Origin of the sequence: Enterobacter cloacae complex sp. 302F9 (assembly GCF_050030335.1) — a bacterium.
GTDB classification, from domain to species: domain Bacteria; phylum Pseudomonadota; class Gammaproteobacteria; order Enterobacterales; family Enterobacteriaceae; genus Enterobacter; species Enterobacter hormaechei_C.
Window position 1 is genome coordinate 4,541,331 of record NZ_JBLGUC010000001.1, and the last position, 19,219, is coordinate 4,560,549.

The 19,219-nt window shown below is 54.9% G+C and carries 10 protein-coding genes, 2 tRNA genes, 3 rRNA genes and 1 pseudogene; 3 read left to right on the plus strand and 13 right to left on the minus strand.

Features of this window, described 5'->3' with window-relative positions:
• From bcsB to bcsR, 4 genes are read right to left on the minus strand one after another with little or no spacing between them, the layout of a single operon-like run.
• Positions 1 to 2,424, minus strand: a complete 2,424-nt coding sequence (gene bcsB, locus ACQG0T_RS22090) for a cellulose biosynthesis cyclic di-GMP-binding regulatory protein BcsB (protein WP_071788666.1) — start codon at positions 2,422 to 2,424, stop codon at positions 1 to 3.
• 10 nt (positions 2,425 to 2,434) lie between these two features.
• Positions 2,435 to 5,050, minus strand: coding sequence for a UDP-forming cellulose synthase catalytic subunit (bcsA, locus tag ACQG0T_RS22095; RefSeq protein ID WP_023295581.1), 2,616 nt, complete (start codon positions 5,048 to 5,050; stop codon positions 2,435 to 2,437).
• On the minus strand, positions 5,047 to 5,799 hold the full coding sequence (gene bcsQ, locus ACQG0T_RS22100) for a cellulose biosynthesis protein BcsQ (RefSeq protein ID WP_003861177.1): 753 nt from the start codon (positions 5,797 to 5,799) through the stop codon (positions 5,047 to 5,049). Before bcsQ ends, bcsA begins: the two co-directional genes overlap by 4 nt.
• A gap of 11 nt (positions 5,800 to 5,810) precedes the next feature.
• The gene (gene bcsR, locus ACQG0T_RS22105; protein WP_003861175.1) at positions 5,811 to 5,999 is read right to left on the minus strand and encodes a cellulose biosynthesis protein BcsR; all 189 of its coding nucleotides are present in this window, start codon (positions 5,997 to 5,999) and stop codon (positions 5,811 to 5,813) included.
• Positions 6,000 to 6,173: 174 nt separating this feature from the next.
• On the opposite strand from bcsR, the gene bcsE reads away from it, so the two are divergent.
• The 3 genes and pseudogenes from bcsE (at position 6,174) to bcsG (ending at position 9,599) form a co-directional block, all read left to right on the plus strand.
• A complete protein-coding gene (gene bcsE / locus ACQG0T_RS22110) occupies positions 6,174 to 7,736 on the plus strand; it encodes a cellulose biosynthesis c-di-GMP-binding protein BcsE (RefSeq protein WP_023295582.1) in 1,563 nt (520 codons plus the stop codon).
• Positions 7,733 to 7,927, plus strand: coding sequence for a cellulose biosynthesis protein BcsF (bcsF, locus tag ACQG0T_RS22115; protein WP_006808586.1), 195 nt, complete (start codon positions 7,733 to 7,735; stop codon positions 7,925 to 7,927). The genes bcsE and bcsF overlap by 4 nt, the downstream gene beginning before the upstream one ends.
• A pseudogene (gene bcsG, locus ACQG0T_RS22120) lies at positions 7,920 to 9,599 on the plus strand (cellulose biosynthesis protein BcsG). The gene bcsF and the pseudogene bcsG overlap by 8 nt, the downstream one beginning before the upstream one ends.
• A 35-nt stretch (positions 9,600 to 9,634) precedes the next feature.
• On the opposite strand, the gene birA reads toward bcsG, so the two are convergent.
• From birA to trkH, 9 genes are all read right to left on the minus strand, one after another.
• On the minus strand, positions 9,635 to 10,597 hold the full coding sequence (gene birA, locus ACQG0T_RS22125; RefSeq protein ID WP_023295584.1) for a bifunctional biotin--[acetyl-CoA-carboxylase] ligase/biotin operon repressor BirA: 963 nt from the start codon (positions 10,595 to 10,597) through the stop codon (positions 9,635 to 9,637).
• On the minus strand, positions 10,594 to 11,622 hold the full coding sequence (murB, locus tag ACQG0T_RS22130) for a UDP-N-acetylmuramate dehydrogenase (RefSeq protein WP_023295585.1): 1,029 nt from the start codon (positions 11,620 to 11,622) through the stop codon (positions 10,594 to 10,596). The genes birA and murB overlap by 4 nt, the downstream gene beginning before the upstream one ends.
• A 134-nt stretch (positions 11,623 to 11,756) precedes the next feature.
• Positions 11,757 to 11,872, minus strand: a 5S ribosomal RNA gene (gene rrf / locus ACQG0T_RS22135).
• Positions 11,873 to 11,941: 69 nt separating this feature from the next.
• Positions 11,942 to 14,846 (minus strand): 23S ribosomal RNA (locus ACQG0T_RS22140).
• Between the two features lie 180 nt (positions 14,847 to 15,026).
• Positions 15,027 to 15,102 (minus strand) — tRNA-Ala (locus ACQG0T_RS22145).
• A 36-nt stretch (positions 15,103 to 15,138) separates the two neighbouring features.
• Positions 15,139 to 15,215: transfer RNA gene (locus ACQG0T_RS22150), tRNA-Ile, on the minus strand.
• 70 nt (positions 15,216 to 15,285) lie between these two features.
• Positions 15,286 to 16,827: ribosomal RNA gene (locus ACQG0T_RS22155) — 16S ribosomal RNA — on the minus strand.
• The 16S, 23S and 5S rRNA genes sit together here with 2 tRNA genes alongside, the layout of an rRNA operon.
• Positions 16,828 to 17,182: 355 nt before the next feature.
• On the minus strand, positions 17,183 to 17,728 hold the full coding sequence (hemG, locus tag ACQG0T_RS22160; RefSeq protein WP_023295586.1) for a menaquinone-dependent protoporphyrinogen IX dehydrogenase: 546 nt from the start codon (positions 17,726 to 17,728) through the stop codon (positions 17,183 to 17,185).
• Between the two features lie 10 nt (positions 17,729 to 17,738).
• Complete coding sequence (trkH, locus tag ACQG0T_RS22165; protein WP_426723872.1) at positions 17,739 to 19,190, minus strand: Trk system potassium transporter TrkH; 1,452 nt, start codon at positions 19,188 to 19,190, stop codon at positions 17,739 to 17,741.
• Positions 19,191 to 19,219: the final 29 nt, after the last annotated feature.

A 19,219-nucleotide genomic window follows, 5' to 3' on the forward strand; every position in this document is an offset into this window, starting at 1 on the left:
TTACTCATGGTCCGGGTTAAGACGACGACGGCTGATGATTCGCAGCAGACGCCACAGTACCCACGCCAGCAGTACAACGCTGAGCGCAGCCAGCACGGCCAGCAGCACCGGGTGGTTAGACAGGGCGTACCACAGGCGTTCGAACCACGGCAGATGACCGACGTAGTAGACATCCCCCACGCGCAGGCTGTTTACCCCCGACTCACGGATCACCGAGACGGAACCGAACATTGCCGCCCGTTTACCGCTGTCGTTCATGGCCGTGTTGAGTAGCTCATACCCGCGAGGGCTGTCCGCCAGCAGGGCGATAACGCTGCGCTGGTCGTTATACGGCGACTGGAAGCCGACAATCGCGGCCATCGGACCCGTTGAGCTTACGGTCGTCCTGATATTGGCCTGACGATCGCCGCTGTCCGGCATGATGCTCGGGAACTCGGTCTGACGCAGCGGCGTGTTAACCCATGACTGAGCCGCCTGCACCAGCAGATCGACGCGCTTCTCGTCTTTCAGCTTGTCCGGAATGTTGCCGATGACCATGATATCGGCATCTTTGTTCTGGATCTGGCTCCCGTCATCCGTCACCGTCACGTTGATAGCCGGCAAGCCGGTTTGCGCCCCGACGGTGCCCATGGTGTCCAGCAGCGTGGTAACCTGGCCTTCGTTGGCCGCTTTTGGCATCACGACAATCGATTCAGAGAGGTCTGCCATGCGGCTGAACGGGAAGCTGGCGTTAGCAAAGGCACGCAGATCCGGCATCGCAATAAAGTGGTAATACTTCGAGAAGTCGATCGTGGAATCATCGCCAATCACCACGTGGTTTTGCACCGGCTGGAAGGTAATACAGTTTTCCACCGATCCACCCGGCATGGGGTTCATATACTGGAAGTTAAACCGCAGCTGGTTCACCGCACCGAGCTTCAGCGCCGGGATCGACACATCGGTTTTGCCATCCAGCAGCCCCTGTAATACAGGCAGACGAAGCATCAACCGGTTTGTCTCCTGGCTGCTGGTCAGGCTGAACGATTGCAGGAACTGGTTGTTGAGGCTGATATCCATACGCGAGCTGTCTTTGGTCGCCGGCGCGGTGTAACGGTAGTTCAGATTGATATCAATGCCGTTGGTGCGCAGCAGATAGAGATCCGGCGGCAGGTTCAGCGACAGGCTGACAGGAGAAGGTTCAAGCCCGGTTGACTGCAATTGCTCTTCATAGGTTTTCAGTTCGCCAAAGGTGATGGCCCGGTCGGTACGTACCCAGTTCGGCGCATCATAAGGCTTACGTGCCAGCAGCGGTTTCACCTCGTCCACCACAACGCTGTTACCGCGGAACAGGATATTCCCCTGCGCAATGCCTTTCGCCGCCTGCACCAGATCTTTGTCATCACGGCCGAAGATCACCAACAGCTTCACGTACGGATTGTCCGGATGGCTGATCATCTCGATGGTGGGCGCTTTCACCTCCGGATGGTCACGCAGGAAAGCCGGACGTTTGGTGTTGGTGGCAAACACGATCGCGTTTTTGTCCGGCATTTTGTCGTACATGACCGGGAAACTTTGACCACGCCAGCCGGAGCGGGAACCAAACCAGGATGCCACGATAGAGGCCGCCAGCTGTTCGGTCACATCGGGAGAGCCGGCAAAGACCATCGGCAGGTTCAGCGGACGGTTATCCCGCGGGTCGAAGAACGGCACCGGGAAGGCGGAGAGATCGTTTTTCAACGCCAGCGGCTGATAGGTCATCTGAAGCGAAGAGTTACGCCCGACATCCAGCCACAGGGTGCTGCTGGCCGGGTTTTCACAGACATCGCGGTAGTGGCCGACAAACTCCAGACGCACGCGGTTAAAGTCGGTGATAAACAGCGGATTAATCGGCACCTGAGCCAGGGTTTTCTTACCCAGTTGCTCTTTGGTGACGGGCAGGACGTCCATCAGCTCGTCATTCAGATAGACCTTAAGCTGGGACTGCACCGGCAGCAGCGACGGCGATGGGGTGTATTCCAGGTTGAGCATCGCTTTCGACACGACTTCATCGCTGCGCATACCGAATTCGATACCGCCATTTGGGTTGATGCCGCGCAGAACCATGCTGCCCGGAGGAGGCGCGATCTGGGCAAACGTCAGCTTAACGTCACGCGACGGCGTATTTTCGGCAACCACCGGCGCACTGGCTCCCGGCACGCCAGGCATGACCTGCCCAACCACCGGGTTGTCGGCGGGCAGCGTATTCCCCGTCGTCGGCTGATTCGGGACGACGTTTTCCGTCTGCCCCGGCGCGGCCGTCCCAACCGGATCGGTCGCTTGCGCGACGACAGGCACCGTTGGCGCGGGCGTGGCCGCTGCGTTATCAGGCGCTGCGTTAGCCACTGTTGCAGGGAGCGCACTCATCCCCATTGCCACTGCACATAACCAGGAAAGTTTTGTTTTCATCGCGTTATCATCATTGTTGAGCCATAACCGGGTCCGCCTGCTTCGCTTCATCTCGCTCAGGTCGACGCGGAATGAACGACACGACCCAGGAAACCAGTGAAGTAAGTGACCGGAAAATTAATTTCACCGACGACGGGGCAAATTCTGCAAGGTGACGATAGCCACGGAACCCCAGCTTAAGAATATCCAGCAGGCTTTCCAGAGGCTTATCCTCAGGGAAGCTGTCCTGCCAGAGAGCCCACGTATCCGCGCGGGCAAACGTACACTGCACAAAATCAATGTGTTGCTTTTTGGTCAGCGGCATCAGTTGCAGACCCACTTCATTTCCTCTCACACGCACCACCTGCGTCGGGAAGACATACTCCTGCTGGCCGCGCTTAAGCAGTAGGTTGACCTTCTGCCCCTCCAGCACCTTCGCCTGACCGTTGATCTTGATACCCAGACCGCCATCCGAAAAGTCATGTACGGTACAGGAGAAGAGATGTCCATCGTCGCGGGCAATGGCCGCTGGCATGCTGATTTCGACGCGATGCGCGCGGCGAACCTGTTTGCTCTCCACCGATACCGCCACCGCGCCACCGAGGATAATCAGGTTATAAAACACCCACGCCATACTCACGAAGACCGTCAGAATTTCGTTTTCCGGGCCGTAGAAGTAGCGCCAGATCCCAACAATCACGCCCACAATATTCAGCAGCACCAGGAAGATATAGGGCCGGGAGATCACCCAGTCGACATACTCCTCTTCCACCAGCCCGCCCTTCGCGGTGACGTTGAATTTCCCTTTATGCGGGTTAATCAGCGCCACCATGGTTGGCGGCGCGATGTACCAGGCCAGCACCGTTTCGTAAATTTCACTCCAGAAGGAGTGGCGATATTTCCCCTGAATCTTCGAGTTCGTCAGGCTGGCGTGGATCATGTGCGGCAGAACGAACAGGGCAATCATCAGCGCAGGCGCATAGATGATGTAAGCGTGAAGGAGCAGGAACGCCAGCGGCGCAGTGAGGAAGATAAGCCGTGGAATACCGGACAGGAAGTGGAACATGGCGTTGACGTAGCACAGCCGTTGCGCCAGCTTCAGCCCTTTACCCATCAGCGGGTTATCGAGCCTGAAAATTTGCACCATGCCGCGGGCCCAGCGAATACGCTGGCCGATGTGCGCCGACAGGGATTCCGTGGCCAGCCCCGCCGCCTGAGGAATACGCATGTAGGCGGAGGTATAGCCAAGACGGTGCAGACGCAGCGAGGTGTGCGCATCTTCCGTGACCGTCTCGACGGCGATCCCGCCAATTTCATCCAGCGGTTTCCGGCGGATCACCGCACAGGAGCCGCAGAAAAACGTGGCGTCCCACATGTCGTTCCCGTCCTGCACGAGTCCATAGAACAGCGTGCCCTCGTTCGGGGTTTTACGAAAACGGCCGAGGTTACGTTCAAACGGGTCCGGCGAGAAGAAGTGGTGCGGCGTCTGCATCATCGCCAGCTCTTTCTCCTTCAGGAACCAGCCCATGGTCATTTGCAGGAACGAGCGCGTTGGCACGTGGTCGCAGTCGAAAATAGAGACGAACTCCCCTTTGGCATATTTCAGCGCATTGTTGATGTTACCGGCTTTCGCGTGTTCATGCGTGGTACGGGCGATGTACTCTACCCCCACTTCGTCCGCGAACTGGCGGAACTCGGCACGGCCACCGTCATCGAGGATCCAGATTTTGATTTTATCCTTCGGCCAGTCGATACCCAGCGCGGCGTAAATGGTGTTTTTTACCACCGACAGATCTTCGTTGTAGGTCGGCACGAAAAGGTCAACCGTAGGCCACTGGGTCGTGTCTTTTGGCAGCGGCACCGGCTGTCGATTCAGCGGCCAGATAACCTGGAAGTAACCCAGCACCAGCACGATCCAGGCGTAAGTCTCAGCAAACAGCAGCACTAAGCCGCACACCAGGCTGACCGGATCGTCCCAGTTCAGCGTTGAGGTATATCGCCACCAGATGTAGCGGCAGGAGACGGTCAGCGATAGTACAATCAGCATCAGGGCAGAAAAACGCCCTGGTATGCGCCGCACCAGCAGCGCCACGCCCCACAGCAGGATCAGGAAGGTGAACTGCGCCAGCGGGTTGAAGGGCTGGGTAATACAGACCAGCGCAAGAATCAGCGAGAACACCACAACCACGCCGAGAATAAAACGCCGCAAGCCCGGGTGTAGGTGCCCGAGCTCTTTGTGGTTATCTAAATGACCCGTTTTGTCGCCCACCCGGTCAGGTAGCCTGTCAAGCCACTGGTGGTAGTGTTCACGCAGGTTCTGCACGCGATCGAAGCTGCGCCAGCGGGACGTTTTTTTCTCCGCGCCCGTTGAGGTCGTTAGTAGCCAGATGGACTGAATAGCGTAGCGCGCGGGATCCAGCGGACGCGGCTTGTCAGGGTTGATATGCGGATAGAGTTCACCGTGGCGCGCACGAATGCGTTGCCAGCGGGGATGTTCGAGGGGGATGAACATCCACGCCAGAATCATCCACAAACAGCCCAGCGCAGCGCTCAGCGACGAGGCGCCGTGATGACGGTAATGGCGGTAGCGTTCACTTAAGCGCGAACTGACCGGCGGAATGAGCAGCCAGTTAGTCAGGCGGCTCATACTGAACTCCCGGCAGGCTCCGGCCGTTTAGCAAAGTGCAGCAGACACCAGTTTGCCAGCGTCAGGATCTCTTCCGCCGCCAGTGAATCGCTACGGTACTCCCCGAGAGGTTGTTTAGACGCGAGGCACTCCGCCATCGCTTCGTCACGATGGATCACCATCGGCAACAGGCGGCGCTGACTCTGGAGCCAGACCTGGTAGAGATCGTCCTGGATCTGGCTGCCAATGCGCAGATCGTTGATCAGAATATGGGCATTGGCAGGCATCGGCTGCTGATGCAGACGGATATGACAATTCGCATCTACGTTCGCGATGGAGAGCACATGGTCGCACTGCGCCAGCAGCTGGCGGGTCAGCGACGCGGCACCGTGCGGCAGGTCCAGCAGGATCCACTGATAGTGCCCGCTCTCTTTCAGGCTCTGCAATGCGGTGATGAAGCGAGAGAACAGGCGCTGGTACGCGGCTTCATTCCCGCGCTCGGTTTCGGTCAATTGACCAAAGGGAAGCAAATCGAGCTGGGAGGTATAACGCAAACCCGCATCCCGCCAGTCTTTATCGTCCAGAAGCGCGCGTCCCCAGCCGTTTGCATGCGTAAAGTCGACATTGAATGACATGCGCAGCAAATTATCGGAACAGGCATCAATGACCAGTACCGATTCACCTAATACCTGCAATGACCACGCCAGCGCCGCGGTAACGGAAGTTGTACCCACCCCACCACGGACGCCCTGTAATCCTAGTACAGCCATCAATGGCTTCCTTATTGTTGTTGGGCAAACTCAGCTAATAACGGCCAACGTTTAATAGCCGCCGCCAACTGTTCACGCTGGGAAATATCGGTGTAATCTATTTCAGGCAAAGAAAAAGCCTGCGTGAGTGCCAAAAAATCGTTCTGGAATGTGTAACCCAGACTTGAGTCGACTGGGGTTGCGGGTTCGTTATTTTGCATTCTTTTTTCATCCCTTTGAGTAAAATCATAAGATTCAGATGCAGCGAGGCGTCCTGCCCATTAAATTTCATTTACATGCTAAATCTGATGTTCTTTAATTTCAATGTTAGGTTTATTTCTACGCTTTCGCTAGTAAACTGAGAGACATAGAAATTCGACGAAAAGAGGGACACCGTGGACTCCATATTTTCTATTGGCATCCAGTCATTATGGGACGAATTGCGCCACATGCCAGTCGGAGGAGTCTGGTGGGTTAATACGGATCGTAATGAAGATGCCATCAGTCTGGTAAACCAGACGATAGCGGCGCAGGGGAAGGAATCCCGCGTGGCCGTCATTACGATGGGCGAAGAGCCGAAGTCAATCATCAGGCTCGACAGTGACCGTGGGCCCCAGACAGTACGATTATTTTCCATGCCTGCGGAGGCTGACAGTCTATACTTTTTACCCCGCGATATTCAGTGTTCTATTGTTCCTGAGCACTATTTACTGATTCTAAAATGCTCTAATGATGGCCTGCAAAATATACCGTCTGAAAAGCTGCTGAAATGGCTGGGAAGAATCAACAGATGGGCAAAAAATCAAAATTGCACCTTATTGGTTGTTAACCCAGGCAGTAATAATGACAAGCTTTTTTCACTTTTAATGAGTGAATACCGTTCCCTCTATGGCCTGGCCAGTATTCGTGTCCAGACCGACAGCCATCTTTACGACGTGGCTTTCTGGTGCAATGAAAAAGGGGTGAGCTCCCGACAACAACTTACCCTCAAACATGTCGGGGATGAGTGGCATCTTGCTCAACAAGAAGAAACAGTAGTTCAGCCACGCAGTGATGAAAAACGCGTTCTGAGCCATATTGCGGTACTGGAAGGTGCGCCTGCACTGTCTGAGCACTGGTCACTGTTCGATACCAATGAAGCCTTATTTGATGAGGCGCGCACCACGCAGGCGGCGACCATTATCTTCTCGTTGATCCAGAATAACCAAATCGAAACGCTGGCAAGGCACATACACACATTACGTCGCCAGCGCGGCAGTGCGTTAAAAATTGTGGTGCGTGAAAATAATACCAGCCTGCGCGCCACCGATGAGCGCTTATTACTGGGCTGCGGCGCGAATATGGTCATTCCGTGGAATGCTCCCCTGTCGCGCTGTCTGACGCTGATCGAAAGCATCCAGGGCCAGCAGTTTAATCGACATGTTCCGGAAGATATCAGCACCCTGCTTTCAATGACGCAGCCGATGAAACTGCGCGGCTACCAGAAATGGGACACCTTCTGCGATGCGGTGGGCAACATGATGAGCAATACGCTGTTACCGGCAGACGGAAAAGGGGTGATGGTTGCCCTGCGCCCCGTGCCGGGTATTCGCGTTGAGCAGGCGCTCACTCTGTGCCGCCCTAACCGTATCGGGGACATCATGACCATTGGCGATAACCGCCTGGTGCTGTTCCTCTCCTTCTGCCGGGTGAACGATCTGGATACTGCGCTTAACCATATCTTCCCGCTTCCTACCGCGGATATCTTCTCGAACCGTATGGTCTGGTTTGAAGATAACCTGATCGCGGCTGAGCTTGTCCAGATGCGTGCCCTGCCACCCGAAAAGTGGGCCAAACCGTTGCCTGTCACCAGCGGTGCCAAACCGGTACTCAATGCGAAACATGACGGGCATGTCTGGCGTCGGGTACCTGAGCCGCTACGCTTACTGGATGAGAACAAGGAGAGCGCGCCATTATGAATATCAGCGATATCATCCAACTGGTTGTTCTGTGCGCGCTGATTTTTTTGCCGCTTGGCTACTATGCACGCCATTCCCTGCGCCGTATTCGCGATACGGTCAGATTACTGTTCGTCAAACCTCGCTATATTAAACCCGCCGGAACACTGACTCGCGCTCCGAACGTCAAGGCAAACCGAAAACATGACTAATTCTACCTATACCTCTTCGGCGCCATCGCCACTCTGGCAATACTGGCGCGGCCTGTCCGGCTGGAATTTCTACTTTCTGGTGAAGTTTGGTCTGCTGTGGGCAGGCTATCTTAATTTCCACCCTCTGCTTAACCTGGTGTTTATGGCATTCCTGCTGATGCCAATCCCGAACTTCAGGCTGCACCGTATACGTCACTGGGTCGCTATCCCCATCGGTTTCGCCCTGTTCTGGCATGATACCTGGCTGCCCGGCCCTGAAAGCATCATGAGCTAGGGCTCCCAGGTCGCAGGTTTCAGTGCGGACTATATGCTCGATCTGGTTGAGCGCTTTATTAACTGGCAGATGATTGGCGCGGTATTTGTCCTGCTGGTTGCCTGGCTGTTCCTGTCTCAGTGGATCCGGGTGACGGTGTTTGTCGTCGCGATTATGATCTGGCTTAACGTCCTGACGCTGACGGGCCCGAGCTTCTCGCTGTGGCCAGCCGGTCAGCCGACGACAACCGTGACCACCACGGGCGGTTCCGCCGCCGCGACCGTTGCGACAGCAGGGGATACGCCTGTGGTTGGGGATATTCCTGCGCAGACTGCACCGCCGACATCCACTAACCTGAACGCGTGGCTCTCCAGTTTTTACGCTGCGGAAGATAAGCGTCAGACGAAATTCCCGGACGCGCTGCCTGCCGATGCTCAGCCGTTTGAGCTGCTGGTCATTAACATCTGTTCTCTGTCCTGGGCTGACGTTGACGCGGCTGGTTTGATGTCGCACCCGCTGTGGTCGCATTTCGATATTCAGTTTAAGGACTTCAACTCGGCCACGTCGTACAGCGGCCCGGCGGCTATCCGCCTGCTGCGCGCCAGCTGCGGACAGCCTTCGCATAAGAACCTCTACCAGCCGGCAGCTAACCAGTGTTATCTGTTTGATAACCTCGCAAAACTGGGCTTTACCCAGCACCTGATGATGGGCCATAACGGTCAGTTCGGTAACTTCCTGAAAGAAGTGCGTGAACAGGGTGGCATGCAGGCCCCGCTGATGGACCAGAAAGGGCTGCCGGTAACGTTGCTGGGCTTTGATGGCTCGCCGGTGTATGACGATACCGCCGTGCTTCAGCGCTGGTTAGATACCGTCGGCAAAGAGGAAGGGACACGTAGTGCGACGTTCTATAACACGCTGCCGCTGCACGACGGGAATCATTATCCCGGCGTGAGTAAAACGGCCGATTATAAGGCCCGTGCTCAGAAGTTCTTTGACGAGCTGAACGCGTTCTTCAACGAGCTGGAAAAATCAGGTCGCAAAGTGATGGTGGTGGTAGTACCAGAACACGGAGGGGCGCTGAAAGGCGACAGGATGCAGGTGTCTGGTCTGCGCGATATCCCAAGCCCGTCCATCACTAACGTTCCGGCCGGGATTAAGTTCTTTGGCATGAAGGCGCCGCATCAGGGAGCGCCCATTGAAATCACCCAGCCAAGCAGCTATCTGGCTATCTCGGAACTGGTTGCTCGCGCTGTAGACGGTAAGCTGTTTGTGGAAGATAGCGTGAACTGGGATCAACTCACCAGCGAGCTGCCGCAGACGGCGGAGGTATCGGAAAACGCCAATGCGGTGGTGATCCAGTATCAGAATAAGCCTTATGTCCGACTGAATGCCGGGGATTGGGTGCCGTATCCGCAGTGATGACCTGCTCCCCCCTCTCCCCTGTGGGGAGAGGGTTACTCCGCACTTCGTAACGAAATTTCACCGCCCACCCAGGGCTTAATCACGCCATCCTGTTCAAGAAGCAACGCGCCCTGCGCGTCAATGCCGCGTGATGTGCCGTAAATCTCTTTATCCCCAATCAGCAGCTTTACCGGTCGGTTAATAAAGTTATCCAGCTTTTCCCAGCGGGACAGGAATGGCGCTAACCCCTCTTGTTCAAAGAGCGTCAGCGAACTACGCAACTCATTGATCATGCGGACGGCAAGCGTATTGCGATCGATGGTGATCCCCGCTTCCTGCAAGTTGGTCCAGGCCTGGTTCACGACATCGTTCTGCACTTTTCGCATCACCATGTTCAGTCCCGCCCCAATGACGATCTGTGCGGCATCGCCTGTTTTTCCCGTCAGTTCGACCAGGATCCCCGCCAGCTTTCGATCGTTGAGATACAGATCGTTGGGCCATTTTACCCGCACCTGATCGGCACCCAGATCGTGCAGCACCTCTGCCATCACAATGCCGATCACCAGGCTCAGCCCGATGGCCGCAGCTGGCCCCTGTTCAAGCCGCCAGTACATGGAAAGGTAGAGGTTGGCGCCAAATGGTGAGAACCACTTACGCCCCCGGCGGCCACGTCCTGCCTGTTGGTACTCGGCAACGCAGGCATCACCGGATTTCAGCTCGCTCAGGCGATCCAGCAGATACTGGTTCGTCGAATCAATGACCGGCAATACCGCGACGTTACCGTGCCCAATCTGGCTGCGGATGACCTCTTCATTCAGTAACTGGATCGGTTCCGGCAGGCTGTAGCCTTTTCCCGGCACCGTAAACACATCCACGCCCCAGTCGCGGAGCGTTTGAATATGCTTATTGATCGCAGCACGGCTCATGCCCAGCTGTTCGCCCAGCTGCTCGCCAGAATGAAACTCGCCATCGGCAAGGATACCGATGAGAGTTAACGGGATAGTATTGTCCTTCACGCAATGGTCTCCACGGCATTCACTTCGCCCGTTCGGCCAATAAAGCGAACTTCAGGCTCCAGCCAGACGTTGAATTTTTCGCCCACGCGCTGGCGAACATGATGCGCCAGGTTGACGACATCCTCACTTGTCGCGTTGGACTGGTTGATCAGTACCAGCGCCTGCTGACGATGAACAGCAGCGCCACCAAGAGTCGTACCTTTTAATTCACACTGATCGATAAGCCAGCCTGCGGCCAGCTTCACGCTACCATCCGCCTGAGGATAATGCGGGGCCGTTGGCCAGCCGGCGAGAAACGCTTTTGCATTTTCGCTGCTGATCACCGGGTTTTTGAAGAAACTGCCCGCATTTCCGTTAACTTTCGGGTCCGGGAGCTTGGTCATTCGCATGTGGCAAACGGAATCAAATACCTCACGCGGTGTGACGGTAGCCGGGTCGAGACGGGTCAGATCGCCGTAAGTCAGAACGGGTTTCCAGGCTTTCGCCAGGTGCAGGCCAACGGCCACAATGACGAAACGATCCTGATAGTCGTGCTTGAAAATGCTGTCGCGATAGCCAAAGCGGCACTGCTCTGCGGTCAGGCGCTTCGCCGTTCCAGTCGCGAGTTCGATGCAGTCGACATATTCGCAGACGTGTTTCAGTTCGATGCCGTAGGCACCGATGTTTTGAATAGGAGATGATCCTGCACAGCCCGGGATCAGAGCCAGGTTTTCCAGCCCTGGCATCCCTTTTTCGAGGGTATATTGCACCAGATGGTGCCAGTTCTCGCCAGCACCCACGTGTAAATGCCAGCTGTCAGCGCTCTCTTTACGCTCAATCCCCATGATGCGATTGACGATTACCGTCCCCGCAAAATCATCGAGAAACAGGACATTACTTCCTTCGCCCAGAATAAGTACGGGTTCACCGTTTTCTGTTGCGTTTTGCCATGCATTCAGCAACTGCTGAGCACTCTCGGCACGTACAATTTGATTAGCATTCCGTTGAATACCAAAGGTATTCCAGGGCTTAAGGGAGTGATTCATAGACGCTATCCTGATGCAAAAACCGGGATAGTTTACCGTATATATGGGGGGATAGGTGATTTGTTTATGGAAAGGAAGCAGGTGCAGAAACGCAAAAAGGCCATCCTTCCGGATGGCCTCTTCACTTGTTTGATGCCTGGCAGTTCCCTACTCTCACATGGGGAGACCCCACACTACCATCGGCGCTACGGCGTTTCACTTCTGAGTTCGGCATGGGGTCAGGTGGGACCACCGCGCTAAAGCCGCCAGGCAAATTCTGTTAATCTGTATCAGGCTGAAAATCGTGTCTGTCTCTTCGCCAAAACACCTTCGGCGTTGTAAGGTTAAGCCTCACGGTTCATTAGTATCGGTTAGCTCAACGCATCGCTGCGCTTACACACCCGACCTATCAACGTCGTCGTCTTCAACGTTCCTTCAGGAGACTTAAAGTCTCAGGGAGAACTCATCTCGGGGCAAGTTTCGTGCTTAGATGCTTTCAGCACTTATCTCTTCCGCATTTAGCTACCGGGCAGTGCCATTGGCATGACAACCCGAACACCAGTGATGCGTCCACTCCGGTCCTCTCGTACTAGGAGCAGCCCCCCTCAATTCTCCAGCGCCCACGGCAGATAGGGACCGAACTGTCTCACGACGTTCTAAACCCAGCTCGCGTACCACTTTAAATGGCGAACAGCCATACCCTTGGGACCTACTTCAGCCCCAGGATGTGATGAGCCGACATCGAGGTGCCAAACACCGCCGTCGATATGAACTCTTGGGCGGTATCAGCCTGTTATCCCCGGAGTACCTTTTATCCGTTGAGCGATGGCCCTTCCATTCAGAACCACCGGATCACTATGACCTGCTTTCGCACCTGCTCGCGCCGTCACGCTCGCAGTCAAGCTGGCTTATGCCATTGCACTAACCTCCTGATGTCCGACCAGGATTAGCCAACCTTCGTGCTCCTCCGTTACTCTTTGGGAGGAGACCGCCCCAGTCAAACTACCCACCAGACACTGTCCGCAACCCGGGTAACGGGTCTACGTTAGAACACCAGCCATTAAAGGGTGGTATTTCAAGGTTGGCTCCACGCAGACTGGCGTCCACGCTTCAAAGCCTCCCACCTATCCTACACATCAAGGACCAGTGTTCAGTGTCAAGCTATAGTAAAGGTTCACGGGGTCTTTCCGTCTTGCCGCGGGTACACTGCATCTTCACAGCGAGTTCAATTTCACTGAGTCTCGGGTGGAGACAGCCTGGCCATCATTACGCCATTCGTGCAGGTCGGAACTTACCCGACAAGGAATTTCGCTACCTTAGGACCGTTATAGTTACGGCCGCCGTTTACCGGGGCTTCGATCAAGAGCTTCGCGTTGCCGCTAACCCCATCAATTAACCTTCCGGCACCGGGCAGGCGTCACACCGTATACGTCCACTTTCGTGTTTGCACAGTGCTGTGTTTTTAATAAACAGTTGCAGCCAGCTGGTATCTTCGACTGATTTCAGCTCCACCCGCAGGGGCTTCACCTACACATCAGCGTGCCTTCTCCCGAAGTTACGGCACCATTTTGCCTAGTTCCTTCACCCGAGTTCTCTCAAGCGCCTTGGTATTCTCTACCTGACCACCTGTGTCGGTTTGGGGTACGATTTCGTGTTACCTGATGCTTAGAGGCTTTTCCTGGAAGCAGGGCATTTATCACTTCAGCACCGTAGTGCCTCGTCATCACACCTCAGCGTTAATAAGGTACCGGATTTACCTGGAACCTCCGCCTACATGCTTAAACCGGGACAACCGTCGCCCGGCTGACATAGCCTTCTCCGTCCCCCCTTCGCAGTAACACCAAGTACAGGAATATTAACCTGTTTCCCATCGACTACGCCTTTCGGCCTCGCCTTAGGGGTCGACTCACCCTGCCCCGATTAACGTTGGACAGGAACCCTTGGTCTTCCGGCGAGCGGGCTTTTCACCCGCTTTATCGTTACTTATGTCAGCATTCGCACTTCTGATACCTCCAGCATGCCTCACAGCACACCTTCAACGGCTTACAGAACGCTCCCCTACCCAACAACACATAGTGTCGCTGCCGCAGCTTCGGTGCATGGTTTAGCCCCGTTACATCTTCCGCGCAGGCCGACTCGACCAGTGAGCTATTACGCTTTCTTTAAATGATGGCTGCTTCTAAGCCAACATCCTGGCTGTCTGTGCCTTCCCACATCGTTTCCCACTTAACCATGACTTTGGGACCTTAGCTGGCGGTCTGGGTTGTTTCCCTCTTCACGACGGACGTTAGCACCCGCCGTGTGTCTCCCGTGATAACATTCTTCGGTATTCGTAGTTTGCATCGGGTTGGTAAGCCGGGATGGCCCCCTAGCCGAAACAGTGCTCTACCCCCGAAGATGAGTTCACGAGGCGCTACCTAAATAGCTTTCGGGGAGAACCAGCTATCTCCCGGTTTGATTGGCCTTTCACCCCCAGCCACAGGTCATCCGCTAATTTTTCAACATTAGTCGGTTCGGTCCTCCAGTTAGTGTTACCCAACCTTCAACCTGCCCATGGCTAGATCACCGGGTTTCGGGTCTATACCCTGCAACTTAACGCCCAGTTAAGACTCGGTTTCCCTTCGGCTCCCCTATACGGTTAACCTTGCTACAGAATATAAGTCGCTGACCCATTATACAAAAGGTACGCAGTCACCCCATAAAGAGGCTCCCACTGCTTGTACGTACACGGTTTCAGGTTCTTTTTCACTCCCCTCGCCGGGGTTCTTTTCGCCTTTCCCTCACGGTACTGGTTCACTATCGGTCAGTCAGGAGTATTTAGCCTTGGAGGATGGTCCCCCCATATTCAGACAGGATACCACGTGTCCCGCCCTACTCTTCGAGTTCACAGCATGTGTGCTTTCGTGTACGGGACTATCACCCTGTACCGTCGGACTTTCCAGACCGTTCCACTAACACACAAGCTGATTCAGACTCCGGGCTGCTCCCCGTTCGCTCGCCGCTACTGGGGGAATCTCGGTTGATTTCTTTTCCTCGGGGTACTTAGATGTTTCAGTTCCCCCGGTTCGCCTCGTTAACCTATGTATTCAGTTAACGATAGTGCAACGGATTGCACTGGGTTTCCCCATTCGGACATCGCCGGGTCAAGGGTTCATATCACCTCGCCGGCGCTTTTCGCAGATTAGCACGTCCTTCATCGCCTCTGACTGCCAGGGCATCCACCGTGTACGCTTAGTCGCTTAACCTCACAACCCGAAGATGTTTCTTTCGATTCACCATCGACTTGCGAAAATTTGAGAGACTCGAACACACATGAGCTGTGTGTCGTTTCAATTTTCAGCTTGATCCAGATTTTTAAAGAGCAAAACTTCGCAGTGCACCTTTTCAGGTTCACTCTGAAGTTTTCTTGTGTTCGCAGTAAAAGATGGTGGAGCTATGCGGGATCGAACCGCAGACCTCCTGCGTGCAAGGCAGGCGCTCTCCCAGCTGAGCTATAGCCCCATCGTTTACAACCTCTTCAAATTTGCGAGGCAAATTTGGTAGGCCTGAGTGGACTTGAACCACCGACCTCACCCTTATCAGGGGTGCGCTCTAACCACCTGAGCTACAAGCCTGTAGAGGTTTTTTACTGCTGTTTTTCATCAGACAATCTGTGTGGACACTACAAAGGCAGGTTCTTTAAGGTAAGGAGGTGATCCAACCGCAGGTTCCCCTACGGTTACCTTGTTACGACTTCACCCCAGTCATGAATCACAAAGTGGTAAGCGCCCTCCCGAAGGTTAAGCTACCTACTTCTTTTGCAACCCACTCCCATGGTGTGACGGGCGGTGTGTACAAGGCCCGGGAACGTATTCACCGTGGCATTCTGATCCACGATTACTAGCGATTCCGACTTCATGGAGTCGAGTTGCAGACTCCAATCCGGACTACGACGCACTTTATGAGGTCCGCTTGCTCTCGCGAGGTCGCTTCTCTTTGTATGCGCCATTGTAGCACGTGTGTAGCCCTACTCGTAAGGGCCATGATGACTTGACGTCATCCCCACCTTCCTCCAGTTTATCACTGGCAGTCTCCTTTGAGTTCCCGGCCTAACCGCTGGCAACAAAGGATAAGGGTTGCGCTCGTTGCGGGACTTAACCCAACATTTCACAACACGAGCTGACGACAGCCATGCAGCACCTGTCTCAGAGTTCCCGAAGGCACCAAAGCATCTCTGCTAAGTTCTCTGGATGTCAAGAGTAGGTAAGGTTCTTCGCGTTGCATCGAATTAAACCACATGCTCCACCGCTTGTGCGGGCCCCCGTCAATTCATTTGAGTTTTAACCTTGCGGCCGTACTCCCCAGGCGGTCGACTTAACGCGTTAGCTCCGGAAGCCACGCCTCAAGGGCACAACCTCCAAGTCGACATCGTTTACGGCGTGGACTACCAGGGTATCTAATCCTGTTTGCTCCCCACGCTTTCGCACCTGAGCGTCAGTCTTTGTCCAGGGGGCCGCCTTCGCCACCGGTATTCCTCCAGATCTCTACGCATTTCACCGCTACACCTGGAATTCTACCCCCCTCTACAAGACTCTAGCCTGCCAGTTTCGAATGCAGTTCCCAGGTTGAGCCCGGGGATTTCACATCCGACTTGACAGACCGCCTGCGTGCGCTTTACGCCCAGTAATTCCGATTAACGCTTGCACCCTCCGTATTACCGCGGCTGCTGGCACGGAGTTAGCCGGTGCTTCTTCTGCGGGTAACGTCAATTGCTGAGGTTATTAACCTCAACACCTTCCTCCCCGCTGAAAGTACTTTACAACCCGAAGGCCTTCTTCATACACGCGGCATGGCTGCATCAGGCTTGCGCCCATTGTGCAATATTCCCCACTGCTGCCTCCCGTAGGAGTCTGGACCGTGTCTCAGTTCCAGTGTGGCTGGTCATCCTCTCAGACCAGCTAGGGATCGTCGCCTAGGTGAGCCGTTACCCCACCTACTAGCTAATCCCATCTGGGCACATCCGATGGCAAGAGGCCCGAAGGTCCCCCTCTTTGGTCTTGCGACGTTATGCGGTATTAGCTACCGTTTCCAGTAGTTATCCCCCTCCATCAGGCAGTTTCCCAGACATTACTCACCCGTCCGCCACTCGTCAGCGAAGCAGCAAGCTGCTTCCTGTTACCGTTCGACTTGCATGTGTTAGGCCTGCCGCCAGCGTTCAATCTGAGCCATGATCAAACTCTTCAATTTAAAAGTTTGATGCTCAATGAATTAAACTTCGTAATGAATTACGTGTTCACTCGTTGAGACTTGGTATTCATTTAGTGTCCGAGGACATTAAGAATCCATGTCACTTTGAGTGCCCACACAGATTGTCTGATAAATTGTTAAAGAGCAGTGCCGCTTCGTTTTCGCTGCGGCGCGGGGTGTGCATATTACGCTTTCCCGCTTCAGAGTCAAGCGTTTGTTTTGCTTTTCTCTGCTGACCCGGCGGCTTGCGTGCCGTTGTTCCGTGTCAGTGGAGGCGCATTATAGGGAGTTCTTCTGAAGTGACAAGCACTAAATACAAAAAACTTTCCGTTCGCTCACTTTTCAAACTCAACGCTTATTTATCCCACGCATCGTCCGTTAAACGCGCAATTTCACGGGCAAAACTGGCGACCTGGGCCCAGTCGGTATAAACCACTTCTTTACGCGTATCCGTTTCCCCGCCCGTCATTTTCATGATCAGGCGGATCATAAAGCGGTCATACCAGCGGTAACGCGGGTAACGCAGCGCGCCAGCAAAGACAGAACAGATATCGGGCTGCCATGGCGAACTTAGCAAAAACTTGCGCGTATAGCTGTTGGTCTGCGGCGTACGCTTCTCCGCTTTACGGGCAACCAGGTTGACCGAGTAAAACGCGCCAGGCAGTTGAGCGAGCTCCGCCGTATGCTTTTTCACAAAGCGATCCAGCGCCGGATGGAAATGGCCGTAACGAATTGAAGCGCCAATGACCACGCGGTCGTAATCCTGCCAGGCAATCTGCTCTGTGCGATTCAGGTTCACCACATCAGAATAAATGCCCAGCTCTTTGAGTTCGGAAGCCAGATATGAAGCAATCTCACGCGTTTGCCCGTCACGCGTTGAGAAAAGAATTAACGTTTTCACCAATGTCTCCTTACTCACGCCAGAATGTTGGGGTAAACAGCACCAGCAGCGTAAAGACCTCAAGACGCCCAAACAGCATATTGGCGATTAAGATCCACTTCGCCACCGGGTTCATACTGGCGAAGTTATCCGCCACGACGCCCAGCCCCGGCCCCAGGTTGTTTAACGTTGCCACCACAGAGGCGAAGGCAGAGAAATCATCCACGCCCGTGGCGATAATCGCCAGCATACTGACAATAAAGACCAGCGCATAAGCGGAGAAGAATCCCCACACCGCTTCGAGGATGCGCTCCGGCAGCGCGCGGTTCCCCAGCTTAATACTGTAAACCGCATTCGGGTGGACCAGACGTTTCAACTCACGGTTCCCCTGCTTGAACAGCAGCAGAATGCGGATCACCTTCAGACCGCCGCCCGTTGACCCGGCGCAACCGCCGATAAACGCAGAGCACAACAGCAGCACCGGCAGGAACAATGGCCAACGCGCAATACTGTCCGTGGTGAAACCAGCGGTTGTCGCCATCGATACCACCTGGAAGAAGGCCTGGTTCAGGGTCGTGACCGCCGAGTTATAAACATCGTGGAACCACAGTACCAGGGTACAGATAACCACCAGGGTCAGCTGGACGCCAATAAACATCCGGAATTCCGGGTCGCGCCAGTACACCTTCAGGCTCCGTCCGCTAAGCAACGAGAAGTGTAGACCGTAGTTACAGCCTGAAATCAGCAGAAAGATGGCAATGATGGTATTGATTGTCGGGCTGTCGAAGTAGCCGACGCTGGCATCGTGGGTGGAGAACCCACCGATAGCAATAGTCGCAAAGCTGTGTCCGATGGCATCAAACGCAGGCATCCCGGCAAACCACAGCGCCAGCGCGCAGGCCACCGTCAGCAGGACATAGATAAGCCACAGGGTTTTCGCCGTCTCCGCAATACGTGGGCGCATCTTGTTATCTTTCAGCGGGCCGGGCATCTCTGCCCGGTAGAGCTGCATCCCCCCGACGCCCAGAATGGGCAGGATAGCCACCGCCAGGACGATGATCCCCATACCGCCGAACCACTGGAGCATCTGCCGGTAAAAGAGAATCGCATGCGGGAGCGATTCCAGCCCCACCAGCGTGGTAGCCCCGGTGGTCGTTAATCCGGAGAACGATTCAAAAAACGCATCCGTGACGGTGAGATTCGGTTGTTCGGAGAAGATAAACGGCAGCGCACCCACGCTTCCCAGTACCGTCCAGAACAGGACCACAATCAGAAACCCCTCCCGGGATTTCAGTTCACCTTTCTCACGGCGGTTTGGCCACCACAGCAGGGAGCCAATCGTCAGCGCGACAAAAAAGGTTTGCGTAAATGCACGCCCCGCGCCGTCCCGGTAGATGAGCGCCACCAGTCCGGGAATGATCATTGTCCCGGAGAAAAGTATGACCAGCAATCCAACGATTCGGGTAATGGCACGAAAATGCATCTCTGCCGCTTCCTTAGGTATTCAAAATT

Coding starts and splice junctions, on each gene's coding strand:
- bcsB (WP_071788666.1), bottom strand. CDS start 2,424: ATGAAAACAAAACTTTCCTGGTTATGTGCAGTGGCAATGGGGATGAGT.
- bcsA (WP_023295581.1), bottom strand. CDS start 5,050: ATGAGCCGCCTGACTAACTGGCTGCTCATTCCGCCGGTCAGTTCGCGC.
- bcsQ (WP_003861177.1), bottom strand. CDS start 5,799: ATGGCTGTACTAGGATTACAGGGCGTCCGTGGTGGGGTGGGTACAACT.
- bcsR (WP_003861175.1), bottom strand. CDS start 5,999: ATGCAAAATAACGAACCCGCAACCCCAGTCGACTCAAGTCTGGGTTAC.
- bcsF (WP_006808586.1), top strand. CDS start 7,733: ATGAATATCAGCGATATCATCCAACTGGTTGTTCTGTGCGCGCTGATT.
- murB (WP_023295585.1), bottom strand. CDS start 11,622: ATGAATCACTCCCTTAAGCCCTGGAATACCTTTGGTATTCAACGGAAT.
- trkH (WP_426723872.1), bottom strand. CDS start 19,190: ATGCATTTTCGTGCCATTACCCGAATCGTTGGATTGCTGGTCATACTT.